We start from the raw sequence: 26877 nt of genomic DNA on the forward strand, positions 1-26877 counted from the left end.
CGCTCTAAGGAATTGATAGGATTTTAAGGTTATCCTCATCAAATCCGATGGAGGTGCACGAGGACGGTAGCGACGATGAAACTCTCCCGAACGGCGACGGTCGCCCTTATTGCGGCGGCGGGACTGACAGCCTGCAACACACCCGACGCTATGGTGCCGCCGATGGAGATCGGCGACGGCGGCCAGCCGGTGAGCGAGAGCGACATGGCGCTGTCCCAGGGACAGACAAGCGCTTATGCCGAACCCTCCCATCAGAGCGCGCCGCTCTCCGAGCAGGGTTATGTTCGGCAGCCCCAGAATTCGCTGGAAGCCCAGGCGACGGCCCTTGCCGCAGGGCAGAACAACCCGGCTGCATCCACCCCGCTTTATCAAAGCCAGACCGGCTATCCGGAGGCATCGGCCGCAAGCGAACAAACGCTTGGAGCGCCTCCGGCCCAGTTGCAGCCGCCTCAACAGACCGCAGACCTTACCCAGCAGACGCAGCAAGCCCAACCTGCATCGCCCTCGACACAAGCCGTTACCGCGCTCGCTCCGGCGGGCGCCGCGGGAACCATCCGCTTCTTGCCGATCATCGGCGCGCCGGTCCAGGCCGTGACCCCGCTGTCGCGTCAGCTCGGCGCTGAGGCTCACGGCAAAGGCCTGACGATCAAGAGCGCCAGCGACCCGGCAAGCGAGCACATTCTCAAGGGCTATTTCTCCGCCTTCGGCGACAATGGCACAGTGACCGTCGTCTATGTCTGGGACGTCCTCGACAGCAGCGGCAACCGCCTGCACCGCATTCAGGGCCAAGAGAAAGTAGCCTCGTCGGCAACGGACCCATGGGAAGGTGTGCCGGCCTCGCTGATGCAGCAGATCGGAACGAAAACCATCGCCGAATACAACTCCTGGCGGCAGGCGCGCAGCGGCTGACAGAACGCTGTTACAAAGTTTTCACGAAAAAGAACCCCATTTCCGCCAAAGCACTTGCATTCGAGGGGAAGAGCGCTAAAAAGCGCCCAACTCAGCATGACAACAGGCGGACCAAAATGAAGGTTTTCGCAGGTAATTCGAACCGGCAGCTCGCCGAGGCAATCTGCAATTATCTCAACGTACCACTCGGAAAAGCCAGCGTCAGGCGCTTCGCAGACCAGGAAATTTTCGTAGAAATTCAGGAAAACGTGCGCGGCGAGGACGTTTTCGTTGTCCAATCGACCTCGTTTCCGACCAATGATCATCTGATGGAACTACTCATCATGATCGATGCCTTCCGCCGCTCATCGGCGAAACGCATCACCGCAGTTCTTCCCTATTTCGGCTATGCCCGCCAGGATCGCAAACCTGGCCCTCGTACCCCAATCTCGGCCAAGCTGGTCTCCAACCTGATCACCGAGGCCGGAGCCGACCGCGTCCTGACGTTGGACCTGCACGCCGGCCAGATCCAGGGCTTCTTCGATATCCCGACCGACAACCTCTACGCAGTGCCGCTTCTCGCCCGCGACGTGAAGGAACGCTACGACACCAAGAATGTCATGGTCGTTTCGCCGGACGTTGGTGGCGTTGTTCGCGCGCGCTCGCTCGCCAAGCGGCTCGACTGTCTCTTGGCTATCGTTGACAAGCGTCGCGACCGTCCGGGTGAATCCGAGGTCATGAACGTCATCGGCGACGTGGCCGGCAAGGACTGCATCCTGATCGACGACATCGTCGATTCCGGGGGCACCTTGTGCAATGCCGCCGAGGCTCTGCTGAAGCATGGCGCAACCAGCGTCACCGCCTACATCACGCATGGCGTGCTGTCCGGCGGCGCCGTTGCCCGTGTCACCTCTTCCAAGCTGCGTGAACTGGTGATAACCGACTCGATCCAGCCGACAACGGCCGTCCAGTCGGCACACAACATCCGCGTGTTGTCGACGGCCAATCTGCTCGGCGAGGCGATCAACCGCACCAGCGCCGAAGAATCGGTATCGAGCCTGTTTGACTGAGCCAATTGCGGCGCCAAGACCGGCGCCGCAATTGCCAGATCATCTACTGCGGGTTTAACCCGACCGTAAGCAATTTTCGTGACACTTTCCGCGGGCTGTTTGCCCGTGGGAGGTAATTTATGTCACGAAACAATTTGGGGGCCCCAAAAGCCGGAGCCCTGTCATCTGTAAAAGCCAAGTTCGCCAGTCTCGTCGTAGGTGCGACGCTCGTATCCTGCTTCGCCGTCGGCATTCTAAGCTATGAGGTCGGCAAAAGCGGCCTGATCGAAGCCAGCAAGTTGAGGCTCGAATCCGTAGCCAAGACCCAGTCCAAAGATCTCGGTGCCTATACCCGGCGCATCGAGCAGTCGCTTTTCGACCTCGCCCAGAATACGGCGATCGGCGAAGCGACAGACATGATGGTCAATATCATTCCTCTCGAAGCCAAGGACATCCGGCTTGTCTTCCAGCCCACCGGCTCGACGGCCGAGGAGCGTTCCGCCATCGATGGCTCCAAGCAGAAGCTACTCTACGGCGTGCGTCACGCCGGTTTCCACGGAACGGTCGCCAGTGCCTGGAAGAACATCAATGCCAGTGACATCATCATCGTCGACAATGCCGGAACGGTTGTCTACACCGTCACCAAGGGCAAGGAATTCCTCTCCACCGTTGCCGATCCAGAAAACGTAGCGATCAAGGAAATCTACGATCGTACCAATGCCGGCAAACTGGAAGACACGCAGGTCTCCGGCTTCACCGACTACCCTCAGGGTGACGACGGCCCCTCGGCGTTCATCGCCAGACCGCTCGCCATTTCGGTCTGGGGTGAGACGGTGAAGAAGGGCGTGGTGATCATTCGTATTTCGGCCGCCAAGCTCTCCGCCATGGTAGCGCCCGATGGGCTCGGAACCACGATCGACGACGCCTTCCTGCTCAACGCGGACGGAACCGTGCGCGGCGGCACGGTAAGCGGCGGCACGGATACCGCGATCGCCCCCGAACTTACCAAGGCGGCTGCGGCCGGCGAAACAGGTTCGACATTCGCCGCTTCCGGCGACCATTCATCCTTCTATTCCTATCTGCCCGTCACTTTGTTCGGTCAGAAGCATCTGCTGGTCGTGGGTCAGGACGAGGCCAAGGTTCTCGCCTCCGCCAACGACCTCGCCTGGTGGGCGCTGCTGGCGACAGTCGCGGTCCTCGTTTGCATGGGCGGCGTCGGCATCATGGTCTCTTCGAGCCTCACCCGGCCCCTCACCGACCTCGCTGGCCTGATGAATCGCTTGAACCAGGGCGACAAGAACATCGACATCACTGCGGCTGGCCGCGCCGATGAGATCGGCGTAATGGCACGGGCGCTCGAATCCTTCCGCCAGAACGCCCTCGAAAAGGAGCGCATGGAGGCAGAGGCCGTCGAACGCGGCACGCAGATCGATGATGAGCGCCGCCAGCGCGAGGCCGAGAAGGCTCGCAGTGCCCAGGAGCTTGAGGATGCCGTATCTGCCCTTGCCAGCGGCCTCCAGAACCTGTCGAGCGGCCGCCTCAACCTGCGCATCGAGCGTCCGTTCGTGCCGTCGCTCGATCATCTCCGCATCGACTTCAACAATTCTGTCGAACGCCTGGAGGAAACGATCCGCACCATCGCCGAAAGCGCCGATACGATCCGTGCCGGTTCCTCGGACCTGAAGGGCGCATCGGAAAACCTTGCCCACCGCACCGAGCGTCAGGCCGCCTCGCTGGAGGAAGCAGCCGCAGCTCTCGGCGAGATGACCGGCTCGGTCAACGACGCCCTTCGCCGCTGCGAGACAACCGTGAAGGTGACCGCCGACACGCTCTTCGATGCGAAGACCTCTTCGACCGTCGTCAACGAGGCGATCGTCGCCATGGAGCGGATCGAAAGCTCGTCAGCCAAGATCCGCCAGATCATCGACGTGATCGACCAGATCGCCTTCCAGACCAACCTTCTGGCACTGAACGCCGGGGTTGAGGCGGCCCGGGCCGGTGATGCCGGCAAGGGCTTTGCCGTCGTCGCCCAGGAAGTACGTGAACTCGCGCAGCGCTCCTCGGCTGCGGCCCGTGACATCAGCCAGTTGATCAACACCTCGACCACCGACGTCGCCGACGGCGTGGCGCTGGTGCTGAAGACCGGCGAGAGCCTGCACAAGATCGAGGGCAATATCGATACGATCAACGACCATATCGGCTCGATCGCCAACGCATCCCGCGAACAGTCGCAGCGTCTCGGCGAGATCAACGCCTCGGTCAACGATCTCGATCAGGTGACCCAGCAGAACGCCGCTATGGTCGAGGAGACAACGGCCGCCGCCTTTGCGCTGGCAAGCGAAGCGGACGGCCTGACCGAACAGGTCAGCAGCTTCTCCATCGGGCAACGCCCGGCTGTCACGGCACGCCGTGCCGCCTGAAACCATCCGGCCTCCCTTGAAAAGAACCCGCGAAGCTCGCGCTTCGCGGGTTTTGTTTTGCCAGCCTATTGCGCCACGGGCACCGTGACGGCGGGAACTGGACACGCCTCGCCACCGGCAAGCAATCGCGACCGCGTCAGAAAGCGACGTTCGCGGCCGTTGTCGAGGGAGAACATGCCCCCTCGCCCCGGCACCACATCGATGATCAACTGGGTATGCTTCCACACCGCGAACTGCGAGCCACTGATATAGACCGGCACGCCACCGATTTCGCCGAGCTTCACATCGGTCTCGCCGACCCGGTAATCGCTCGTCGGATAGCACATCGGCGACGAGCCATCGCAACAGCCGCCGGACTGATGGAACAGGATATCTGGATGATCCCCCTGGATCTCCCGGAGGAAATCCAGGGCAGCTTGCGTGGCGACCACCCGCGGCTGCGCCGGATCGCTCTCATCGATCATGCATGCCTCCTCTGAAGAAAAGCTCCCTCACCCTGCAAGAGCAGGATGAGGGACGGAAGGAACCCCAGGCGGGGGCAAAGGGTTCCTCCCGGAGGGAGGGCTTGCTCAGAAGAAACCGAGCGCCTTCGGGCTGTAGGAGACCAGCATGTTCTTGGTCTGCTGGTAGTGATCGAGCATCATCTTGTGGGTTTCGCGACCAATACCCGACTGCTTGTAACCACCGAAGGCAGCATGGGCCGGATAGGCGTGGTAGCAATTGGTCCAAACACGACCGGCCTGGATGTTGCGGCCGAAATGGTAGCAGGTGTTGGCATCGCGGCTCCACACGCCGGCGCCGAGGCCATAGAGCGTGTCATTGGCGATTTCCAACGCCTCGGCTTCGTCCTTGAAGGTCGTGACTGAAACGACCGGCCCAAAGATCTCTTCCTGGAAGACACGCATCTTGTTGTGCCCCTTGAAGACGGTCGGCTTGACGTAGAAGCCGCCGGCCAGGTCGCCCGACAATTCGTTGCGATATCCACCAGTCAGGATCTCCGCACCTTCCTCCTTGCCGATGTCGATATAGGCCAGGATCTTCTCCAACTGCTCGTTCGAGGCCTGCGCGCCGATCATCGTCGACATCTGCAGGGGATCACCCTGAATCACCGCCTCGACGCGCTTGAGTGCCTTTTCCATAAAGCGGTCGTAGATCTTCTCGTGGACGAGCGCGCGGCTCGGGCAGGTGCAGACCTCGCCCTGGTTGAGCGCGAACATGGCAAACCCCTCGAGCGCCTTGTCGAGATAGTCGTCGTCCTCGCGCATCACGTCTTCGAAGAAGATATTGGGTGACTTGCCGCCGAGTTCCAGCGTCACGGGAATGAGGTTCTGTGAGGCATACTGCATGATCAGCCGCCCGGTCGAGGTTTCGCCGGTAAAGGCGATCTTGGCGATGCGCGGGCTGGTGGCGAGCGGCTTGCCGGCCTCGAGTCCGAAACCGTTGACGATGTTGAGGACACCCGCCGGCAGGAGGTCACCGATCAGGTCGGCGAGAACGAGGATCGAGGCCGGTGTCTGCTCGGCCGGTTTCAACACGACGCAATTGCCGGCGGCGAGTGCCGGTGCGACCTTCCAGGCCGCCATCAAGATGGGGAAGTTCCACGGGATGATCTGCCCGACAACACCAAGCGGTTCATGAAAGTGATAAGCGATCGTCTCGTGATCGACCTCGCCGATCGTACCCTCCTGCGAACGCACGCAGGCGGCGAAATAGCGGAAATGGTCGACCGCCAGCGGAATGTCGGCGGCCATGGTCTCGCGCAACGGCTTGCCATTGTCCCAGGTCTCGGCGCGCGCCAAAAGCTCGAGGTTGGCCTCCATGCGATCTGCGATCTTATTGAGGATATTGGCGCGTTCGGTCGATGACGTACGCCCCCATTTGTCCTTGGCGGCATGGGCCGCATCGAGGGCGAGGTTGATGTCATGCTCGTCGGAACGGGCGACCTCGCAGAGCTTGCCACCGGTAACCGGCGTGGTGTTATCGAAATAGCGGCCATTGACCGGTTCGCGCCACTCGCCGCCAATGAAATTGCCGTAGCGGAGCTTGAACGGGGTCTGGCTCGTCGTCTGCACCTGGATATTCATGCTGTCATCCTCCCTGGATAAGGTCCCTCCAACGGACCCGGTGTGAGGATGATTGCGGGGAAAGGCGGCGGGCGATAGAGAGGCAAACTCATACCGCAGCGCACACTGTTTCAGTTATGCGACATATGCCAGACGCCGCGCTATTGTAGCGAGAAACGCTTGATCTTGCGGTGAAGGGTCGCCCGGCTGATGCCGAGGATCTGCGCCGCCTGCGAGACATTGCCGTTGGCGCGCGTGAGGGCCCGCCGCAAGGCCGCACGCTCCGCGTCACTAAGATCGGACCCCACCTCGCCCCGGCTTTCGCGTAAGGCATCGGCGGCGGGAACCCCTTGGGCGATGCGTGTGTCGTCAAGCTTCAATGCCGCCCGTGCAGCTTTCGTCGCACCAAGGATGAGATCGTCGTAGTCGACCGCGATCAGTGCGGCGGTCGCGACTTGGGCCGTTGGCACCATAACGATACGCGCGCCGGGAAAAGCCTGGCGAAACAGCGTCGCCTCGACGCGCGTTGCGACATCGCGCACCGCCTGCGAGAGAATGGCCAGCGTCATGTCGGTGACATCCGTGCGGCACGTGGAAATATCAAGCGCTGCGGTAACCCGTCCCATATGATCGCGGATCGGCGCAGTGGCGCAACTCAACTCGATGTTGGAGCTGAGGAAATGCTGGTCCCGATGGATGATCACGGAACGCTCATCAGCGAGCGCCGTGCCGATGCCATTCGTGCCGACGCTCGCCTCGCTCCAGACATTCTGCGGCCTTAGGCCCAGCCCGTGAAAATCCGCCTCGTCACCGGCGGCAGCCCGCCTATCGAGCAGTATCCCATCGCGATCGGACAGCACGATACAACAGCCGGAACGGCCAACGGTCTGATAGAGACGATCCACCTCGTCGCTGCATGCCAGGATAAGCTGCTCCATGCGCTCGCGTGCCATGCGAAACACGGTATCGTCGACCTGAAACGGTTTACGCCCCTCCTCGGGCGCCAATTGGTGGAGATTGATGCAACGCCGCCATGATGCAGCGATCGGCGAGCTTGCCGCAGCCGAGTTCTGCAACGCGGTTGTATAGACCAAGTCCGAATGGCTGTTTTGCTGGCGCATCGGCTCCTCCCAAAGCGATCATGCATGCGAAGGAGGAATCTTTCAACCACAACCACCCAAGGCAAGCGGTCCGCGATATTTGTGTGAGGATCTGTCGCACATATGCGACAGATCCTCACAAAGCAAGCCTTGCGCCTATGCCGCCTCCTTCTTGGCCGGCCCACAGCTGCCGTCCTCACCCGGTCGCGCCTCGAAAGCCGGCGGCAAAGGCAAACCAATGCAGGCATCCAGCTGCGCTCTGGACAACGGTTTGCCGTAGTAGAAGCCTTGAACGCGCTCGCAGCCGGCACCGATCAGGAATTCGATCTGCTCGGCGCTTTCCACGCCTTCCGCGAGCACCGGAATATCAAGACTCGCCGCGAGAATGAGTGTCGAATGCACGATCGCCGCGGACTGGCGGTTGGTCGCCACCTGATCGATGAAAGCACGATCGATCTTGATCTTGTCGAACGGAAAGAGCTGTAGCGTCGAGAGCGACGAATATCCTGTGCCGTAGTCGTCCATGGCAACCTTGACGCCCAGCGCCTTCAGTTGCCTGATGATCTGAAGCGCATTCTGTTGGTCGGCGATAATACCGGACTCGGTGATCTCAAGCTCAAGCCGCTGCGGCGCCAGACCGCTGTCTGCGAGAACTTCCTCGACCAGCCGTGGCAGATTGCCCTTGGCGAGTTGCTGAGGCGCCACATTGACAGCAAGCCGAAGCGGTCGCCGCCAGGTCGAAGCCTCACGGCAGGCCTCGCGCAATACCCACTCGCCAAGTTTCATGATGAAACCATTCTTCTCGGCGATCGGAATGAAATCACACGGCGGCACCCGCCCGCGACTGGGATGGTTCCAACGCAAGAGGGCCTCGAAGCCGATGACCTCACCGCTCTTGGCATTGTTCTGCTGCTGGTAGACCAGTTCGAACTCGCCACGCTCCAACCCCTCGCGCATCTCCATGGCCAGCGCATTTCTCTCGCGGGCTTGCCTGTCCATCGATATGTCGTAGAAGCAGATCTCATTCGTCCCGCTCGCCTTGGCGCGATACATGGCGACGTCCGCCTGCGCGAGAAGATCGTCCAATGTCTCGCCATTGTCCGGATAAACCGAAATACCAAAACTCGATCCCACATTCACCGTGACCCCATTGCGTACGATCGGCCGGCTGATTTCACGGATAAGGCGCTGGGCCAATTGGGTGGCGTCACCGCGGTTGAAATAGCGGGAGGAGACCGCGACGAATTCATCGCCGCCGATGCGTGCCAGAAACTCACCATCCCGCAATTTGGCCGAAAGACGCTCCGAGACAACCCGCAACACGTCATCACCCATGGCATGGCCGTGGACGTCATTGATCTCCTTGAACCGATCAAGATCAAAGGACAGGATCGCAAGCCTGACGGCATTACCGTTCGGTCCGGCAAGCAAGCGGCTGGTGTGTTCAAGAAAACCCATGCGATTGGAAAGGCCGGTCAGTGCGTCGTGAAGCGACAGGTGGCGGTATCGCGCCAGGCTTGCCTGCGTTGCCTGGATATCGATGACATAAGTCATCGCTCCGAGTATTAGGATCATCACCGTAATAGCGACCACAACAACCGTCAGGATGCCTTCATTGAGGGAATTGGCGGGTAGCGCCGCAGTGGAGTCAGCAATGACGCTGACTGCCGTCATACCGGTAAAATGGGTAGAGGCGATCGCCAGGATCAGACTCAAGGCGCCCCCATAGCGGCATAAATGCGTCACGGGCCGCGCCACACGATTGGTCGCGAGGGCTCCGAAAAAAGCGGCGAGAACCAGCGAAAGCACCACATAGGTGGAATCCCAAACCAGATGTCCCTGCACCTGGTAGGCTGACATGCCAAGATAATGCATAAGCGCAATGCCAAGGCCGACGATCACTCCACCCGCCTCGATCAACGGACTGCGGGCGGGAAGTCCCGCAACAGCGAACCCGAGCCCCGTCACGAGCACGGCGCAGGCCAGAGACAACAGCGTGACAAGCGGCTCGTAGCCCACGGCCAACCCGGTTTCATAACCCATCATCGCGACGAAATGGGTGGTCCAGATAGAGCAGCCGCCAATAACGCTGGTCAACGCGAGCCAGCTTATGCGCGCAACACCGCGATTGCTGCGCACTCTCCCGAAAAGGCGCATCGTCAGCAGCGATCCGAAGACGCAGATTGCCACTGAGAAGCCAAGGAAAACCGGATCATGATCGATCGCAATACAAGTGAGGATATTCAGCATTCGTTCCGGCCGTTGTTTGCTTTAACGTCTTCGGAAATAACAACCATCAATTTCAAAAGGCTTGCGGCAAATGGTTAACGCTTTCTATGTTCCGATCAGCCGACGCACCGGAGCCTGCCGAAAAGCTGGCAAAACAAACAGGCACTCGTCATTTTCGATTATTCCCGGCAAAGCTTGCCTTTCCGACGCTTCTGGTCTATAGCGCGCCGGTCCGTGTAGACACCCTTGGAGGCAACGCGGATGAGGCCGTTCGCGGCCTCCAGTCTCTGTCGTCGACACAACGCTACGCCGGCGAGACTCTCCAAACAACCTCGAAAGGAAAAGCCATGAGCCACGCTGCTTACGAGCTGAAGGCCGAGGCGCGCGAACGGGTAGGTAAGGGGTCCTCCCGTGAACTTCGCCGCAACGGTTTGATTCCCGCTGTCATCTATGGTGACAAGCAGGCCCCCATTGCCATCTCGCTGAATGCCAACGAAGTGACGAAGCGTATCCACGCCGGCGGTTTCATGACCACCGTCGCTGTGATCGACGTCAACGGCGAGAAGGTCAACGTACTGCCGAAGGACTACCAGCTGGATCCGGTGCGTGATTTCACGATGCACATCGACTTCCTGCGCGTCTCCGCCGACAGCAAGGTCACCGTCGAAGTTCCGGTTCACTTCATCAACGAAGAAAAGTCGGCCATCAAGATTGGTGGCGTTCTGAACGTTGTTCGTCACACAGTCGAACTGCATTGCCCGGCCAACAGCATCCCGGAATTCATCACCGTCGATCTCGCCGACCACAAGATCGGTGACAGCCTGCACATTTCGCATGTCAAGCTTCCGGCTGGCGTCACTCCGGTTATCACCGACCGCGACTTCACGATCGCCACGATTGTTGCTCCGGCAGCTGGCGTGTCTGAGGCAGAGACCGAAGAAGCCTGATCGAATTCGGCAGGAATTATTGCCGCATGATAATCCCGCCTTCCACCCCGGAGGCGGGATTTTTTTATGCTGAGCTCCTAACGGCAATTACAACCTGCGCGAAATCTATGAGCCATCGCTTTAACGAGATTTAATAAATTTGTGACAGTTTGCACCCTTGTTTGTGGGGACATCGGGGAGCGTATCGTCTTGGCAAGGATCCAAAGTCCTCATGGATTCGATGGGGTTGCCGCAGCATGACACGGTCGATCGAAAGCCGTTTCCTGGCCATTGTCGCGATCACCGTCTTCATTCTGGTGGTGCCGCTCTTTGCGCTTTTCCTGGCACTCTCTTCGGATCGCGCGGCCAAGGAACTGCAGGACCATGTGGAAATCCTGCTCGCGACCAACTCCCAGGCGCTGGCCAAGCCGATGTGGGACTTCGATCGGGAGGGCGTCGAGCAGATCACCGCGACCATCATCTCGGCCAACGCCGTCAGCAAGGTTCAGGTACGGGATCTCTCCGGTGGCATCAACGTCTCCATGCCGCCCTTGCCGATATGGCCGAAGAGTGGCGTGCAATCCAAGTCGCGCGAGATCTTTTACGATGGGATCGATGGCCGCAAGCAGGTGGGGACGATCACCATCTACTATGGCCGGTTCGACGCATTGGCCTCCATCCACGACGCCGAAGCCATCTTGATCGGTATTTTCATCGTTGCCGTCCTTGGCGTCGTCCTTGCCGCAATCTTCGGCAACCGTCTGATGATCATCCAGCCGCTGATGAAGCTTACGGCGGCGATCGAGGCGACGCGTCAGCTCGGGTCGCGCCATCACGTCGACTGGCACTCCAACGATGAAATCGGCCGCATGGCGCAGAGCTTCAACGCCATGCAGATCAAGCTCGAGCAGGAAGAGCGCGAGCTGAAGATCGCCCATCGGCGCGCCACCGACATCTATAACCTGACGCCCGCCATGCTGTTCTCCCTCGATGAACAGGACCGTATTACCGGAGTGAGCGATTATTGGTTGCTCGCCACAGGCTACGAACGCTCCGAGGTGCTCGGCAAGCGCTTCGGCGACCTCGTGCACGAGGATGCCCGTGTGGCCTACCTCAAGCGCAAGCGCCAGAAAAACCTCAAGGACGCGGTGGTCGAGAGCACGACCAAATTCGTTTGCGCCGACGGCAATCTCATGGACGTGCTGATTGCCGAGGCGAGCAAGGAGGGCAAGGCCAGCGAAAGCGGCCTTTCCCTCAGCGTCATGACCGACGTAACCGCATTGAAGCAATCGGAGGCGCGCAACCACCGCCAGGCGATCACCGACCATTTGACCGGTCTGATGAACAGGCAGGGCTTTGAAAGCGCGCTCGATGCGGAGATCCGCGAAACAGATGCAATGGGGGGCGAACTCGCCTGCATCTTCATCGACCTCGACCGTTTCAAGTGGATCAACGACAATCTGGGTCACCAAGCCGGCGATACAGTGCTGCGCATGCTGGTTGATCTGATGCGCCCTCTCCTGCCCGCCGGCGCGATCGCCGCCCGCCTCGGCGGCGACGAATTCGCCATTCTGCTGCGCTCGGCCAAGGTTGAGCACGACGCGCTGGACATCAGCCATCGGCTCTGCGCCCTCTACGACAACCCCATGCCGGTGCACGGCGCCACCGTCCGTCTGAGCGCCAGCGTGGGCGTGGCACTCTATCCACGCCACGCCGGCAATGCCGCCGAACTGCTGCAGAAGTCTGACATGGCCATGTACAGCAAGAAGCGCGACGGCAAGAATGGCGCACTTCTCTACCACCCAATGATGCAGGACCACACGCGGCAACGCGCCGCGATCGAGCGCGACATCGAAAGCGCCCTTGAGGAAGACTGGTTCGAAGCCTATTTCCAGCCGATCGTCGATCTCGAAGGTGGCCGTGTGGCCGGCTATGAGGCACTCTTGCGGCTGGAGCATCCGACGAAGGGCACGCTTGCGCCCAGCGACATCATCAAAATCGCCGAAGAGACCGGCGCCATCATCCGCGTCGGCAATCGTGTACTGGAAAAGGCACTCGCCAACCTGGTGGAGCTTTCAGAAGCGACAGGCGACAAGGATGCCTATATCGCCATAAACTTCTCGCCGCTGCAGTTTGAGCATACCCTGCCGATCAGGCTCGCCGCATTGACCTCCCGCTACGGGATCGCGCCGCATCGGCTGGTCGTCGAAATCACCGAAGCGACCCTGCTGCACGACAATCCGCAGATCAGAACCATCCTCGACGAATTCCACCGCTTCGGGTGCCGCATCGCCCTTGACGATTTCGGCACAGGCTATTCGTCGCTCAGCTACCTCAATCGTTTCCCGGTCGACATCGTCAAGATCGATCAGTCCTTCATCCGCTCGCTTTCCGCCGAAGAGCCGGAGCTGCGACACAAGAGCCGTATGCTGGTCGAAGGTATCACCGCCATCTCCCACAAGATGGAATGCTCCGTTGTCGCCGAAGGCGTTGAGACCGAAGAGCAGCGCGACATCCTGCGCCAGTTCGGCGTCGATCGCGGTCAGGGCTATCTGTTCGCCCGCCCGCAGCCTATCCGCCAATTGATGAAAACACTTGAGAAGTCGCACCAGCCCGGAAGCTCAGTCGCCTGAGCAAGCCTGAATGAGAAAGAAAATGCCTATGAGAATTGTCGCATTTCTTCTGTCCATGGGTTTGGCAAACGCCGCTGGCGCCGAAACCATCCACTTCGCCACCGAGGACTATCCGCCCTACAACTTCCGCGAGGAAGGTCAGTACCGTGGCGTCGGCTACGAACAGGCGATCGGCCTGATGCAATACGTAAAGGCAGACCATACGATCGAGATGATGCCATGGGCGCGCGCGCTTTCACTCGCCGAAACCGACAAGATGTATTGCGTCTTCACCACCGCCCATATTGCCGAACGCGACAAACGGTTCAAATGGGTCGAGCCTCTCGCCATCGACCGCAACGTGATGATTGCCAACAAGGCGTCGGGCATTGAGCCGCGTTCGATCGAGGAGGCGCGCCAATATATCGTCGGCACCCAGCGCAACGACTACACCCAGGACCTGCTCGAGCGGAACGGGTTCCCCAAGATCGACCTCGCGACCGACCTCAAGCTCACCTTCAAGAAGCTGATGAGCGGCCGGATCGATCTCATGCCGATCTCGGAAAAATACTTCGAGGACCTCAAGGCCGAGGGCAACGCGATCGAAGCCCTGTTCGTGCTTTCCGAACAGAAATTCTCCATCGCTTGCAACCTAGACTTCCCCGATGCGCTGTTGAGTCAGATGCAGGCGGGGCTCGACAAGCTAATCGCCGACGGTACACAGAGGGCGATCTTTCAGAAATACAAGATGCCGATCAGCAATTGATCGCCTCTTACCGGCATCAGAGAGCCAACCGACTTGACAACGCCGCCTTTTCGCGGTGCTGAAGGGCACGTTCACCATTGACGGACACGGCTTATGATCATCCTAGCGGGGCTCGGCAATCCCGGCGCGCAATATCAGGCGAACCGCCACAATATCGGCTTCATGGCGATCGACGCCATTCACCGTCGCCATTCCTTCTCGCCTTGGTCGAAGAAGTTCAAGGCTGAGATCTCCGAAGGCGAGATTGCCGGGGAAAAGGTGCTGCTGATGAAGCCGCAAACCTTCATGAACCTGTCCGGCGAAGCGGTCGGCGAAGCCATGCGCTTCTACAAGCTCGCCCCCGCCGACATTGTCGCCATACATGACGAACTCGACCTGCTGCCCGGCAAGGTGCGGATCAAGGTTGGCGGCGGCCATGGCGGCCACAACGGATTAAAATCGCTCGATGCCCACTGCGGCAAGGACTACCGGCGCCTGCGTCTCGGCATCGGCCACCCCGGCGACAAAGACCGCGTCCATGGCCATGTGCTCGGCGATTTCGCCAAGGTCGACCGGATCTGGCTGGAACCCTTGCTCGACGCCATCGCCGACAACGCCGACCTGCTGGTCAACGGCGAGGATGGCAAGCTGATGAACAAGCTCGCCCTGGCCACCGGGACCAAGGAGGATTCCCCCTCACCCGCGAAGGCAACGAAGCCGGGCGGGCAGTCGCATATTCGTCAGGCGCGCAATTTCAATCAACCGAAGAAACTGCCGGAGACCGGGCCGATGGCAGAAATGCTGAAGCGGATGTTCGGCAAGAAGGACGATTGATGCCCCGGGCCTCCATCATCATCAGAGCGGCAGACACGGCGGACCTTCCACATCTTCTGGCGCTCTACCGGGAGCTCAACAGCGATGATGACTTGCCGCAAACCAACAGCATTGGCGCCACCTACGATACGATTCTGGCCCATCCAGGCCTGACAATCTTCGTGGCACTCGACAGTGAAACACCGGTGGCCACAGCGTCTCTCGTCGTCATCCCCAATCTGACCCGCGGCGGCAGGCCCTATGCCCTGGTCGAGAATGTTGTCAGCGCCCGCAGTCATCGCGGTGAAGGCTATGGCCGGGCGGTGGTTTGCCATGCGATTGAAGCGGCTTGGACCGCCGGTTGTTACAAAGCCATGCTGCTCACAGGGCGCACCGATCCCGCCGTTCACAAGTTCTATGAGGGCTGCGGCTTTGTGCAGAACAAGACCGGCTTCCAGGTCCGCAGGAACTGAGAACCATTACTCCTCCGGCTCGGTGGTGAACATCAGCGGAAAGCCCGCGTCCTTCGCAAGGTCGATCGCCTCCTTCGCCTTTGTCTCGGCAATGTCCCGAGTGCAGACAACCACAACCGCCGTGCCGAACTTGTGAGCGGTCATCATGACCCGGCGACCGGTCTCCTCGCTCATGCGGAACACGGCCTTGAGCACCAGGGTGACGAATTCGCGCGGCGTATAGTCGTCGTTGAGCAATAGAACCTTGTAGAGCCGAGGCTTCTCTGGCTTCGGCTTGGTCACGGTTTTAGGCTTGAGGGCGACATTGCTGTCCGTCATCGGAACCTCATGCGTCGATGACCTGTCACGGGTCATCTGTTGTGCCGACCAAGGTCATCATATGCTTTCAGCGGCCAGACGTCGACCACTCCATAGGGGCTTTGCCAGCGCCGAAGACTTGACCGCATGGCTCCTTTATCCCATACGCGTGAGCAACGAAAATTCCAAGTTAAGCAGGTACTCTGGCCATGGGCTTCAAATGCGGTATCGTCGGCTTGCCCAATGTCGGCAAGTCCACTCTCTTCAACGCGCTGACCAAGACGGCGGCGGCCCAGGCGGCCAACTATCCGTTCTGCACGATCGAGCCGAACACCGGCGAAGTCGCCGTACCCGATCCGCGCATGCAGAAACTCGCCGCCGTCGCCGGCTCCAAGGAGATCATCCCGACCCGCATCTCCTTCGTCGACATCGCCGGCCTGGTGCGTGGCGCCTCGAAGGGTGAAGGCCTCGGCAACAAGTTCCTCGCCAACATTCGCGAAGTCGATGCGGTGGTGCACGTATTGCGCTGCTTCGAGGATGACGACATCACCCATGTCGAAGGCAAGATCAATCCGGTCGGCGACGCCGACACCATCGAGACCGAGCTGATGCTCGCCGACCTCGACAGCCTGGAGCGCCGTGTCGAGCAGACCCGCAAGCGCGCCGCCTCCAAGGACAAGGATTCGCTGGCTCAGCTTCCGGTCATGGAAGCCGTCATCAAGCTCCTGCATGACGGCAAGCCGGCCCGTATCCTGCTGAAGACGCTGGCCGACGACGACATCGAAATCCTCAAGGGTTTGAACCTCCTCACGTCGCATCCGGTTCTCTACGTCTGCAACGTCGCCGAAGCCGATGCGGTGAATGGCAACGCCCACACCCAGGCCGTTGCCAAGATGGCCGCCGAACAGGGTGCGGAATGCGTGATCATCTCGGCGGCGATCGAATCCGAAGTCGCCCAGCTGCCCGAGGAAGAAGCCAAGGAATTCCTCTCGGCCCTCGGCCTGGAAGAAGCTGGCCTCGACCGCCTCATTCGCGCCGGCTACCACCTGCTTGATCTGATCACCTATTTCACCGTCGGCCCGAAGGAATGCCGTGCCTGGACGATCGTCCGCGGCACCAAGGCGCCGGCCGCCGCCGGCGTCATCCATACCGATTTCGAACGCGGCTTCATCCGCGCATTCACGATCTCCTATGACGACTACATCGCCTACAAGGGCGAAGTCGGCGCCAAGGAAGCCGGCAAGGGCCGCGACGAAGGCAAGGAATATGTCGTCCAGGACGGCGACGTGATCCATTTCCGCTTCAACACCTGAGCCGGCTCGAACCGAGCTTCAAGATCGATGTTGCGCTGCCGTCCCTTACCCAAGGGGCGGCAGTTTCGTTTGCAGCGACGCTGGAAGCCTCCCGACCACCATGCGGCGGAACCGAGGCCAGCCGATGCCGATGGTGAGCACCACCAAGCCGACGATCAGCAGCGTGACGAAGACATAAAGATCCAGCGCCAGCTCGGCCTTCTGGAACAGCTGGTAGATGGCGAAGCCAAGCGACAGGAGCCCCGAGGTGACGAAGGCTCGCCGGTCGATCACCAGTCCGATGCCCATGAACAGCATGACGATCACGACCACGAGAAAGGCTTCCAGACTACCGGTGCTTTGGGAAAAAAAGGCGAAACCGTCAGCGCCGCCGACGAAGACGAAAGACAGCATGGCGTAGAGCAAGGCCGGCGCCGCCGCCAGATGCAGCCAGAACGCCACATCGGAATTGCGTGTCGTCCGTGGCGGATCCTTGAGATCGAAACCGAGGGCGAGCATGAAGAGCGCCAGCGCCGCGAAAAGCAGGATGAGTGACGTCGCCGAGCGGTGGTTCAGGATGAAATCCGCGTCCCCCGTTACCGTCATAATCACGTAAAAGACCGCCGCCAGCCCAAGCGCACAGGCTGACATGAACAGCAGCGCCAGAGACAACGGCACCCGATAGCGCCAGTAGAAGGGGGCGAGCAAGACCGGGAACGGCAAGACATACAAGAGTGACGACATGGCCAGGCCGATTCTCTCAGCTTCCGTGTCGATCATAAGAGCGGCAATGACCGCGATCCACTGTACGAAGGCAATGGTCAGCGCGACCGCCGGCAGGGCTAGGCGCTGGCGGCGCACCAGCACCTCGGCGAGAATCACGATGGCGGGCAGCACCGCATAGAATGATCCGACGCCCCATATGCCGGCGAGTACGATGACAATGCCGATCGTGATCAGCACGTCATGGAAACCACGCACGAAACGCGGCGTCTCGGTGTCACCGATCGGACTTGCGTCGATCCCGCTCGGGTCGGAAAAGACCGCAGCCGGGCTCCTGAGCGCTATGTAGGCCTGCAACTGCTCCGCCTGGCAGTCGCTGATGATTCCGTCTTGGGCCGCATCGGCGAGGATCGCCGTCAGGTTGGAAGCCACAGACCATCCCTTCGTCATGTTCACTGGCGAACTTGATACAGGCCCAGCCATCTCCCGACCAGAGTCGCACATTCAATTTTCACAAATGGTCCCGCCGCCCTGCCCAACCGTTGGTATCTCGTGTCCCAACAAGAAGGGCCCGCCGACAGGAAGTCGGCGAGCCCACTTGTTGCTTGTTCTGCTGGCCCTTCGGTCTCAGACCTTCTTCATCGGGCAGGTCGAAATGCCAAAGATGGAATAGAGCGGGCATGTCGACAGGAGCCCGGTCAACAGGGGAACAATGCCGATCAGGGTGAAATAGCGCCAGGATGCATCCGGATAGATGAAAAACAGCGACAGCACGACAAGACCGACGACGATGCGCAGGATACGATCGACCGATCCGACATTCTTGGCGAACATGGCAAATTCCTTTCGGGGCTGGGCAGGTTGCACAGTAAGCTTACCATAGCGAGCGACGACGACATGTCAGTGACTTAGTCACGCTTTCGGCGATTTGGCCATGCGCGCCAGTTCGGCGGCATCAAGCAGGCGGATCACACCGCGCTCGTTGGCGACGATCCCTTTCGATGCGAGCGCCTCCAGCCGCCTGGAGACCACCTCCCGAGCCGTGCCGATCACCGCCGCCAGTTCCTGATGGGTGGCCTCGATCAGGTCGCCTCCCGCTGCCCGTTCGATGAGGGCGTGGGCGAGCCGCTTCTCCACCTTGACGAAGGCGACCTGTTCGAGCACGAACATCAGGTCGCTGAGGCGCGCGGCAAAGGCGCGGAAGACGAACGTGCGGAAGGGCGCGGAGTTCGCCATCAAGTCCTCGAACAGGCTCCGGGGCACCATCACCGCGACGAGATCACCCTCGGCGATCGCCTCGCCGGTATAGGCGGCACCGCCAAGCACGCCGAGCGTGGTCTGGACACAGGTCTCGCCCGGCGTCACCGCATAGAGCAGGAGTTCGCGACCGCCGCGCCCGGTCAGGTAGACTCCGATCCGACCGGACAGAAGAATGACGAAAACCTCCGCCTGGTCTCCGGGGCGAAACAGTGTCGTGCGATCTGGGATGTGCTGAGGCCGCAGACCGTCAAGATGAGCGCGCGCCTCACGATTCAATTCCGCCAGAAACGGCGCCTGCTCAATCCACACAGCCATCGCAATTCCTTGTAATTGTGCCTCCAGCCAGCCATTCTGCACAGAAACGCCCACAAGGAAACGACGCATGCCATCCCCGATACTGCACTTCGAAGACCTCCCCGTCGGCAGGGTGTTCGAACTCGCCGCAAAAACCGTCGACGCCTCTGAAATCATTGAATTCGCGCGGGAATTCGATCCACAGCCGATGCATCTGTCGGAGGAGGCCGGAAAAGCCAGCATCCTTGGTGGGCTTTCCGCGTCCGGCTGGCACACCAGCAGCATGTTCATGCGGATGATGATCGATTCCTACCTGCTTGCTTCGGCCTCCGAAGGAGCACCCGGCATCGACGTAATGGAGTGGAGAAAGCCTGTGTTGGCCGGCGACACCCTGAAGGGGCGCTCGATCGTCGAGGCGGCCCGGCCGATGCGCTCGCGCCCACATATCGGTATCGTGACCTTCAGCCACGAGCTGGAAAACCAGCGCGGCGAAACAGTCCTGCGCTCGCGCAATTCGATCATGTTCCGCCGGCGTGACGCGGAGGTTTCAGCATGAAGATGCTTGAACTCTATCCGGCCGGCCACAAGGTCGAGACCGGCACGAAAGTCTTTTCCGCCGAAGACATCATCCGCTTCGCCGAAAAATTCGATCCCCAGCCGTTCCATACCGACTCCGAGGCGGCCAAGGACTTCGTGTTCGGCGCGCTTTGCGCATCAGGGTGGCACACCTGCGCCGGATGGATGCGCTGCTTCATCGACTTCTGGGGCACCGAGACAAAGCGTCTCAAGGCCGAAGGCATTGCGCCCCCGAAGCTTGGCCCCTCCCCAGGCTTCGAACAGCTGCAATGGCTGAAACCGGTCTATGCCGACGACGCGATCACCTATAGTCTGACCAGCTTGGAAAGCCGGCCGCTGGCGTCGCGTCCCGGCCTGATCCTGAACATCGGCCTCGGCGAAGGCGTGAACCAGAACGGTGAGACCGTCCTTCGCTTCCAGACCAAGATCCTCGAATTCGAATAGGAGTGCCGTCTGTGAACCTCTATGATTTCCATGCGCTCGATATCGACGGCAAGAACCGCGACCTCGCGGAGTTCGCCGGCAAGGTCGTGCTTGTCGTCAACACGGCAAGCGCCTGCGGCTACACCCCGCAGTACACGGGCCTGCAACATCTGCAGGAGACCTTTGCCGGAGATCTCGTCGTTCTCGGCTTTCCCTGCAACCAGTTCGGCGGTCAGGAGCCCGGCACAGAGGACCAGATCAAGGCCTTTTGCGACCTCAACTTCAAGGTTGGCTTTCCGCTCTTCTCCAAGGTCGAGGTCAACGGCGCCGGTGCCCATCCCCTGTTCAAGTACTTGACGCATGAGGTCCCCGGCATCCTCGGTACGGAAGCGATCAAGTGGAACTTCACCAAGTTTCTGATCGGCCGCGACGGTGAGCCGATCGCCCGTTATGCTCCGGGCACCAAGCCTGAGGACATAGCCGGCGACATCCGCAAGGCGATCGGCGGCTGAGCGGATGCGGCGGCGCGCAAGCGAGTTTCGGCTGGCAGGGACCGGGCACCCGGGCCTTGCCGCCGTCATAGCCCGCTCAGCCCACAGCTTCCCTCGCCACACGCATGAGGATTACGGCATTGGCTGATCTCCCGGGGCGGCCAGATGTCAGCCTCCGGTCGCGGACAGGTGACCGCCGGTGCCGGCGACATCATCACCGTCAATCCTGGCGAGGTGCACGACGGGGAGCCGCTGCGCGGTGAAGTCCGAGAATGGCGCATGCTCTACCTCTCGACTGAACACATGCGCGAGGTCTCGCTTGGCTTCGACCGCTTGGGAGAATTCGAGTTCACCGCCCCCGTCTTCCACAAGAGCGAAATGGCGGGCTCCTTCGCCTCCGCCTTCACCCGTTTGACGGAGGCTGACCTTGCGCAGCCCGAACTCGCCACCAACGAAGCCCTGATCGACCTTTTCGCCTCGCTGGTCCGCAGGAGAGACGACCACCCCCCGGATTGCTCTCATGGCGGTCTGCGACGCGCGCGAGCGTTTCTCGACGACGACCCGACACGCAACCACTCACTCTCGGCACTTGCGGCCGAGGCCGGCCTCAGCCCATTCCAGACGCTCCGCGCCTTCGTGTCCTGGACAGGTCTGACGCCGCACGCCTATCTGATGCAGAAGCGGGCAAACCTCGCCAGACGGCTGATCATCATGGGACATGGTCTCGCAAGCGCGGCGCTGGAATCCGGATACGCGGATCAAAGCCACATGACCCGTGATTTCCGCCGCCGCTACGGACTGACGCCAGCCGCCTTTGCCACAACTCGATAAGGCGCTGCAATTCTGTTCAAGACCGCTCTCCACCATGGGCCTAGGCTAACCCCGAACGCGATCTGAACGGAACAAACCATGCTGCTGGAATTCACCCTGACCTCCCTCATCGTCATCGCCACACCGGGTACCGGCGCGCTTTACACGATCGCGATGGGGCTCTCGCACGGCCGCGCAACCGCCCTCGTCGCGGCTCTCGGCTGCTCGCTCGGGATCGTACGCATATGGCGGCGGCCATGCTGGGTCTGGCCGCTGTGCTGTCGACCAATGATGCTGCCTTCAACCTGTTGAAGTTTGCCGGTGCGCTCTACTTGATCTACATGGCGATCAGCGTGTGGCGCGACACAAGCCTGCTGACACCGGCCACCGACGAAAGACCACGGTCCGGGCGCGAGATCATCCGCCACGCCGTGCTGATCAATCTACTCAATCCGAAACTCTCGATCTTCTTCCTCGCGCTTCTGCCGCAGTTCGTTCACTCCGACGAGCCGAACGCACTGCTGGCGATGACCTGCTACAGCATAGCCTTCATGCTGTTGACCCTAGTGGTGTTTGCGCTCTACGGCTGGTTCGCCGCCCTCACCCGAGACCGCGTGCTGCGGAGCCGAGTACTCACCAACGGCATCCGCCGCACGTTCGCGGCGGGCTTCCTGTTTCTCGGCATGCGGCTCGCGCTCGCCGAGCGCTAACCGCTTCGGCTCAGTGGCCGGAGAATTCCACCAGCGTGCGGACCTCCACGCCAAGCGCCTCGAGCTTCTGGCGGCCGCCGAGGTCCGGAAGGTCGATGACGAAACAGGCCGAGACGACGTCCGCGCCGATCTTGCGCAACAATTGCACCGCACCAACCGCTGTGCCACCGGTGGCGATCAGATCGTCCACCAGAATGACCTTCTGACCCGGTTCGACCGCGTCGACATGCATCTCCATCTCGTCGAAGCCATATTCCAGACTGTAGGAGATGCTGACCGTCTCATACGGCAGCTTGCCCTTCTTGCGGATCGGCACGAAGCCCGCCGAGAGCTGATGCGCAACCGCTCCGCCTAGAATGAAGCCACGTGCTTCCATCCCGGCGATCTTGTCGATCTTCAACCCCGCATAGGGCTGCACCAGTTCGTCGACAGAGCGGCGGAAGGCGCGCGGATTGCCGAGCAATGTGGTGATGTCGCGAAAGATGATGCCGGGTTTCGGATAGTCGGGAATGGAACGGATCGAGGAGGCAAGCTCCAGCGCAAAGTTACTCATGTTCAGTCCACAATCGATTGGTGAGGGAGAATTACGCAAAACACTATCAAGTCCAGCAAAACCAGACCAACAAAAAAGGCGACCCAAGGGCCGCCTTTTCCGTTCGAACTTTCTATCCCGAAGGGGATCAATGTTCCTTGTTGGCGTAAACCGACTTCTTGGTCAGATAGATCAGAGCGGTGAAGATCGCCAGGAACACCATGACCATAAAGCCCGTGCGCTTGCGCTCTTCGAGATGCGGTTCCGCAGCCCACATAAGGAAGGCAGCGACGTCCTTGGCATACTGGTCAAGCGTCTGCGGCGTACCATCGTCATAAGTGACCTGATCGTCGGCGATCGGCGGCGCCATCTTCAACGCGGCAGCCCCGGCGAAGTAGGGATTGAAGTTCGTACCCTCCGCCACTTCGACGCCTTCCGGAGCCTCGGTGTATCCAGTCAGCAGCGAGTAGATATAGTCCGGACCACCTTCCTGATACTGCGTGAAGATATCGAAGATGAAGGTCGGGAACCCGCGCTCGATGCCGCGTGCCTTGGCGAGCAGCGACATGTCCGGCGGAGCCGCGCCGCCGTTGGCGGCAGCCGCTGCTGCCGTGTTCGGGAACGGCGACGGGAAATGATCCGACGGAACGGCCTTGCGGGTGAACATTTCACCGTCAGCGTTCGGACCATCTTCCACTTCGTACTCGGCGGCGAAAGCCTTGATCTGATCCTCCGAGTACCCGAGATCCCCCAACGTGCGGAAGGATACCAGATTCATCGAATGGCAGGCCGAGCAGACTTCCTTGTAGACCTTCAGGCCGCGCTGCAGCTGGCCCTTGTCGTACTTGCCGAACGGACCGGCGAACGACCATTCGAGGTTGTGCGGCTTGAGGATCGGGTAGTGGCCGGCGGCAGCGGCATGCTCGGCAGCGGCGGCCAGGTCATGCGCGTCCTCGGCAGCCGATGCACCGGTCGAGAAACCGGCCATGGCAGCGATCAGAGCGATGCTTGTAACAAGCTTTTTCATCTTTGTTTTCCCTCTATCGCAGCGATCAGGCGGTTGCGTCGGCGGACTTGCCGCTCTTTGCGAGAACCGCCTCGGTGATCGAGTTCGGAACACGACGCGGCTTCTCGACGAGGCCGAGGATCGGCATGATCACCATGAAGAAGCCGAAGTAGTAGAGCGTTCCGAGCTGCGCCATCAGCGTATACAGGTCCGAGGGCTGACGAGAGCCAAGCCAACCGAGCAGAACGCAGTCGACAACAAAGATCCAGAAGAACAGCTTGTACCACGGACGGTAGACAGCGGAGCGAACCTTCGAGGTATCCAGCCAGGGCAGGAAGAACAGGATGATGATCGAGCCGAACATCACCAGAACGCCACCGAGCTTGGAGTCGATCGGGCCAACATTGAAGGTGATGGCGCGCAGCATCGCGTAGAACGGCAGGTAATACCACTCTGGAACAATGTGGGCCGGGGTCTTCAGCGGATCGGCCATCGTGTAGTTGTCGGGGTGACCGAGGTAGTTCGGCATGTAGAAGATGAACCAGGCGAATGCGATCAGGAAGACCGATACACCAAAGGCATCCTTGAGGGTCGCGTAAGGCGTGAACGGAACGGTATCCGTCTTCGACTTCACTTCGACGCCGGTCGGGTTGGTCTGGCCGGTGACATGCAGTGCCCAGACGTGGAGAATGACGACGCCGGCGATCATGAAGGGCAGCAGGTAGTGCAGCGCGAAGAAGCGGTTCAGCGTCGGGTTGTCAACGGCGAAGCCGCCGAGCAGGAACTGCTGGATCCATTCGCCGACCATCGGAAAGGCGGTGAAGAAGCCGGTGATGACGGTCGCGCCCCAGAAGGACATCTGACCCCAGGGCAGAACATAGCCCATGAAGCCGGTCGCCATCATCAGCAGGTAGATGACCACGCCGAGGATCCAGAGGATTTCGCGCGGCGCCTTGTACGAGCCGTAGTAGAGGCCGCGGGCGATATGCAGGTAGACGGCGATGAAGAAGAACGACGCGCCGTTGGCATGCATGTAACGCAGCAGCCAACCGTGGTTGACGTCACGCATGATCTTCTCGACCGAGACGAAGGCGACGCCGGTTTCGGCCGCATAGTGCATGGCGAGAACCACGCCGGTCACGATCTGCACGATCAGCATGACGGACAGCATGGCGCCGAACGTGTAGGCATAGTTCAGGTTGCGAGGAACCGGATAGGCGACAAAGCTGTCGTAGATCATGCGCGGCAGCGGCAGCCGCGCGTCGATCCACTTCTCGAAGCCGCTCGACGGCTGGTAACTGGAATGACCACTCATATTAAGTATCCCCTCAACCGATCTTGATCACAGAATCGGAAACGAATCCAAATGTCGGAATGTGCAGGTTTTCCGGCGCCGGACCTTTGCGGATACGGCCCGCGGTATCGTAGTGCGAGCCGTGGCAGGGACAGAACCAGCCACCGAAATCACCGGACTGACCGAGCGGCACGCAGCCCAGATGGGTGCAGACGCCGAGCATGACCAGCCAGTTTTCCTTGCCTTCGCCGGCAGAGCGGGCGAGGTCCGTAGCCGGGGTGGCAGGATCGTCGTTGGCGTTGCGCGCAATCGGATCCTTGAGGTCGGTGAGCGCGACGGCCTTGCCTTCTTCGACTTCCTTGTCGGTCCGGTTGCGAATGAAGACCGGCTTGCCGCGCCACTTGACGATCAGCGACATGCCCGGCTCCAGTGCCGAGACGTCGACTTCGATCGAGCCGAGTGCCAGCGTAGAGGCATCCGGACGCATCTGGTCGATAAAGGGCCAGGCGAAGGCAGCGACACCGACGGCACCGGCCACACCCGTAGTCAGGTAAAGGAAATCGCGGCGAGTTGGCTCGCCCAAGGTTTCGCTATTCATCTCGTGCTCGCTCACGGTCAAACCATCCTCTTCGCAAAATCTATGCGACTCACCGCATTGCCAGGCGACAGCGAATCTCACACGCAATCACGATTACGCCACAGATTCCCCGCCAATTTGGCGCGTTCTAAGCTTGATATCGGATTATGTCCAGTCTTCACAGGGGGATGCGGGCACAATGTCGCGGAATTATTCGCGCCTCCTGGCGGCTTTTCCACCAGCCTTTCGACCTTGTTGCGTCGCGGTGATAATTGCGGCATGTTCGCCGCCTTCCCACACAGCAGCGGCCCACGGATTTGCACCCTTGATCAGAGAACGGATTTCATCGGCCCTGGACGTCCTGATCTCCGTCGGCCTGCTGGTCGTCAGCCTTCGCTATGTCACTGGTTTCTGGCTACTGTCCTTCTTCTTCAGCCTACAGCCTCAGCTCGGCGTCATAGCCGCGCTCGGCGCCCTTGCGTCCTTGGTCCTGCACCGCAGCCGTTACGGCTACGCCCTCCTCGCGGCATCCTTGCTGTTGTGTGGTCACGCTTTCTGGATGCAGCGCGAATTCCTGCCCAACAGCGATGCGGCCCCACCCGCCAACGCGATGCGCGCGCGTCTGCTTTCGTTCAATATGCTGGGCGACAACTTCGCCAATGTCGGCCGGATCATCACCATGATCAATGCCTCAGGCGCCGACGTCGCCTATGTGTTCGAGGCTGGCCCTTTGCTGCACCATCTCGACGCCCTGAAAACCGCCTACCCCTACCGGATCGGCTGCGGCGTGGCGGTCGACGTGTGCGACCTCCTGATCCTCTCGAAGCACCCGATCGAAAATCCGCAGTTTTTCAGTCTCAGCGACCTGCGCGCCAACCGTTTCGCCATAGCGACGATCCGCATCGGCGGCACGCCCGTGCAGTTTGCCGCAATTCATCTGAGCAAGCCCTATTTCGATGACTATCACGCGGAGGAATTGCTCAACGCCCGAGCAAAACTGCGAAAACGGGGCGGTCCCATGGTGATCGGCGGTGACTTCAATTCCGATACGATAGCCCCCGACATGCAGTATTTTCTGCGGCGCGGCGGCCTGCAGACCGCCGGGTCAGAGCCGGCGACATGGCCGGTAGCGGCCGGCATCTTCGGCGTTCCGATCGATCACATTTACACGTCGAAGGACATAACCCCGCTTTCGCTCGAACGGATCGAGGACAACTACGGCTCCAATCACTTCGGCCTGATTGCCGATCTGGCCATCGCCCAGCCAAACTGAG

26 protein-coding genes and 1 pseudogene are annotated in these 26877 nt (G+C 60.5%); 15 read left to right on the plus strand and 12 right to left on the minus strand.

What is annotated here, in order from left to right:
* Positions 1-75 precede the first annotated feature (75 nt).
* The 3 genes from RNA01_RS04260 (at position 76) to RNA01_RS04270 (ending at position 4357) form a co-directional block, all read left to right on the plus strand.
* Positions 76-909: a hypothetical protein gene (locus RNA01_RS04260; RefSeq protein WP_147178720.1), complete on the plus strand. Its 834-nt coding sequence runs from the start codon at positions 76-78 to the stop codon at positions 907-909.
* A gap of 116 nt (positions 910-1025) precedes the next feature.
* Entirely contained in the window at positions 1026-1958 is a 933-nt protein-coding gene (locus RNA01_RS04265; RefSeq protein ID WP_147178721.1) for a ribose-phosphate pyrophosphokinase, read from the plus strand.
* A gap of 119 nt (positions 1959-2077) precedes the next feature.
* A complete protein-coding gene (locus tag RNA01_RS04270) occupies positions 2078-4357 on the plus strand; it encodes a methyl-accepting chemotaxis protein (protein WP_147178722.1) in 2280 nt (759 codons plus the stop codon).
* A 65-nt stretch (positions 4358-4422) separates the two neighbouring features.
* Here the strand turns inward: RNA01_RS04270 and RNA01_RS04275 are convergent, their stop codons facing one another.
* The 4 genes from RNA01_RS04275 to RNA01_RS04290 all read right to left on the minus strand — a co-directional run bounded on the left by RNA01_RS04275 (position 4423) and on the right by RNA01_RS04290 (position 9770).
* Positions 4423-4821, minus strand: coding sequence for a DUF779 domain-containing protein (locus tag RNA01_RS04275; protein ID WP_147178723.1), 399 nt, complete (start codon positions 4819-4821; stop codon positions 4423-4425).
* A 105-nt stretch (positions 4822-4926) separates the two neighbouring features.
* On the minus strand, positions 4927-6441 hold the full coding sequence (gene adh, locus RNA01_RS04280) for an aldehyde dehydrogenase (RefSeq protein ID WP_147178724.1): 1515 nt from the start codon (positions 6439-6441) through the stop codon (positions 4927-4929).
* Between the two features lie 140 nt (positions 6442-6581).
* On the minus strand, positions 6582-7541 hold the full coding sequence (locus tag RNA01_RS04285; RefSeq protein ID WP_147178725.1) for a helix-turn-helix domain-containing protein: 960 nt from the start codon (positions 7539-7541) through the stop codon (positions 6582-6584).
* 135 nt (positions 7542-7676) lie between these two features.
* Positions 7677-9770, minus strand: coding sequence for a putative bifunctional diguanylate cyclase/phosphodiesterase (locus RNA01_RS04290; RefSeq protein ID WP_147178726.1), 2094 nt, complete (start codon positions 9768-9770; stop codon positions 7677-7679).
* A 326-nt stretch (positions 9771-10096) separates the two neighbouring features.
* Between RNA01_RS04290 and RNA01_RS04295 the strand changes: the two genes are divergently transcribed.
* The 5 genes from RNA01_RS04295 to RNA01_RS04315 all read left to right on the plus strand — a co-directional run bounded on the left by RNA01_RS04295 (position 10097) and on the right by RNA01_RS04315 (position 15318).
* Positions 10097-10696, plus strand: coding sequence for a 50S ribosomal protein L25/general stress protein Ctc (locus tag RNA01_RS04295; protein WP_147178727.1), 600 nt, complete (start codon positions 10097-10099; stop codon positions 10694-10696).
* 236 nt (positions 10697-10932) lie between these two features.
* Positions 10933-13308, plus strand: coding sequence for an EAL domain-containing protein (locus RNA01_RS04300; RefSeq protein WP_147178728.1), 2376 nt, complete (start codon positions 10933-10935; stop codon positions 13306-13308).
* Positions 13309-13336: 28 nt separating this feature from the next.
* On the plus strand, positions 13337-14053 hold the full coding sequence (locus RNA01_RS04305; protein WP_147178867.1) for a substrate-binding periplasmic protein: 717 nt from the start codon (positions 13337-13339) through the stop codon (positions 14051-14053).
* Positions 14054-14146: 93 nt separating this feature from the next.
* Positions 14147-14866, plus strand: coding sequence for an aminoacyl-tRNA hydrolase (gene pth, locus RNA01_RS04310; protein WP_147178729.1), 720 nt, complete (start codon positions 14147-14149; stop codon positions 14864-14866).
* The gene (locus tag RNA01_RS04315; RefSeq protein WP_147178730.1) at positions 14866-15318 is read left to right on the plus strand and encodes a GNAT family N-acetyltransferase; all 453 of its coding nucleotides are present in this window, start codon (positions 14866-14868) and stop codon (positions 15316-15318) included. Before pth ends, RNA01_RS04315 begins: the two co-directional genes overlap by 1 nt.
* Before the next feature lie 6 nt (positions 15319-15324).
* Here RNA01_RS04315 and clpS read toward each other — a convergent pair whose 3' ends face one another.
* Positions 15325-15636, minus strand: a complete 312-nt coding sequence (gene clpS / locus RNA01_RS04320) for an ATP-dependent Clp protease adapter ClpS (RefSeq protein WP_147178731.1) — start codon at positions 15634-15636, stop codon at positions 15325-15327.
* Positions 15637-15824: 188 nt separating this feature from the next.
* Here clpS and ychF point away from each other — a divergent pair, with 188 nt between their 5' ends.
* Entirely contained in the window at positions 15825-16928 is a 1104-nt protein-coding gene (gene ychF / locus RNA01_RS04325; RefSeq protein ID WP_147178732.1) for a redox-regulated ATPase YchF, read from the plus strand.
* Between the two features lie 45 nt (positions 16929-16973).
* Here the strand turns inward: ychF and RNA01_RS04330 are convergent, their stop codons facing one another.
* The 3 genes from RNA01_RS04330 to RNA01_RS04340 form a co-directional block, all read right to left on the minus strand.
* Positions 16974-18062, minus strand: a complete 1089-nt coding sequence (locus RNA01_RS04330) for a hypothetical protein (protein WP_235916413.1) — start codon at positions 18060-18062, stop codon at positions 16974-16976.
* 195 nt (positions 18063-18257) lie between these two features.
* Positions 18258-18464 carry a YgaP family membrane protein gene (locus tag RNA01_RS04335; protein ID WP_147178734.1) on the minus strand — a complete coding sequence of 69 codons (207 nt, stop codon included), beginning with the start codon at positions 18462-18464 and terminating at the stop codon, positions 18258-18260.
* Between the two features lie 78 nt (positions 18465-18542).
* Positions 18543-19205, minus strand: a complete 663-nt coding sequence (locus tag RNA01_RS04340) for a Crp/Fnr family transcriptional regulator (protein WP_147178735.1) — start codon at positions 19203-19205, stop codon at positions 18543-18545.
* A gap of 67 nt (positions 19206-19272) precedes the next feature.
* Here RNA01_RS04340 and RNA01_RS04345 point away from each other — a divergent pair, with 67 nt between their 5' ends.
* From RNA01_RS04345 to RNA01_RS04365, 5 genes and pseudogenes are all read left to right on the plus strand, one after another.
* Positions 19273-19740, plus strand: a complete 468-nt coding sequence (locus RNA01_RS04345; protein ID WP_147178736.1) for a MaoC family dehydratase — start codon at positions 19273-19275, stop codon at positions 19738-19740.
* A complete protein-coding gene (locus RNA01_RS04350; protein WP_147178737.1) occupies positions 19737-20204 on the plus strand; it encodes a MaoC family dehydratase in 468 nt (155 codons plus the stop codon). Before RNA01_RS04345 ends, RNA01_RS04350 begins: the two co-directional genes overlap by 4 nt.
* Positions 20205-20215: 11 nt before the next feature.
* Positions 20216-20695 (plus strand): glutathione peroxidase, encoded by a 480-nt coding sequence (locus RNA01_RS04355; RefSeq protein ID WP_147178738.1) that lies wholly within the window; start codon positions 20216-20218, stop codon positions 20693-20695.
* A 144-nt stretch (positions 20696-20839) separates the two neighbouring features.
* Entirely contained in the window at positions 20840-21505 is a 666-nt protein-coding gene (locus tag RNA01_RS04360) for a helix-turn-helix transcriptional regulator (RefSeq protein ID WP_307725725.1), read from the plus strand.
* A 78-nt stretch (positions 21506-21583) separates the two neighbouring features.
* Positions 21584-22194 (plus strand): annotated as a pseudogene (locus RNA01_RS04365) (LysE family translocator).
* Between the two features lie 10 nt (positions 22195-22204).
* On the opposite strand, the gene RNA01_RS04370 reads toward RNA01_RS04365, so the two are convergent.
* From RNA01_RS04370 to petA, 4 genes are all read right to left on the minus strand, one after another.
* On the minus strand, positions 22205-22747 hold the full coding sequence (locus RNA01_RS04370; protein WP_147178739.1) for an adenine phosphoribosyltransferase: 543 nt from the start codon (positions 22745-22747) through the stop codon (positions 22205-22207).
* A gap of 127 nt (positions 22748-22874) precedes the next feature.
* On the minus strand, positions 22875-23753 hold the full coding sequence (locus RNA01_RS04375) for a cytochrome c1 (protein ID WP_147178740.1): 879 nt from the start codon (positions 23751-23753) through the stop codon (positions 22875-22877).
* A gap of 25 nt (positions 23754-23778) precedes the next feature.
* Positions 23779-25047: a cytochrome b gene (locus tag RNA01_RS04380; RefSeq protein ID WP_147178741.1), complete on the minus strand. Its 1269-nt coding sequence runs from the start codon at positions 25045-25047 to the stop codon at positions 23779-23781.
* Between the two features lie 13 nt (positions 25048-25060).
* Positions 25061-25639 carry a ubiquinol-cytochrome c reductase iron-sulfur subunit gene (petA, locus tag RNA01_RS04385; RefSeq protein WP_147178742.1) on the minus strand — a complete coding sequence of 193 codons (579 nt, stop codon included), beginning with the start codon at positions 25637-25639 and terminating at the stop codon, positions 25061-25063.
* Between the two features lie 289 nt (positions 25640-25928).
* Between petA and RNA01_RS04390 the strand changes: the two genes are divergently transcribed.
* A complete protein-coding gene (locus tag RNA01_RS04390) occupies positions 25929-26876 on the plus strand; it encodes an endonuclease/exonuclease/phosphatase family protein (protein WP_147178743.1) in 948 nt (315 codons plus the stop codon).
* Position 26877: the final 1 nt, after the last annotated feature.

Source organism: Paenirhizobium naphthalenivorans (assembly GCF_007992095.1).
Lineage (GTDB): Bacteria > Pseudomonadota > Alphaproteobacteria > Rhizobiales > Rhizobiaceae > Allorhizobium > Allorhizobium naphthalenivorans.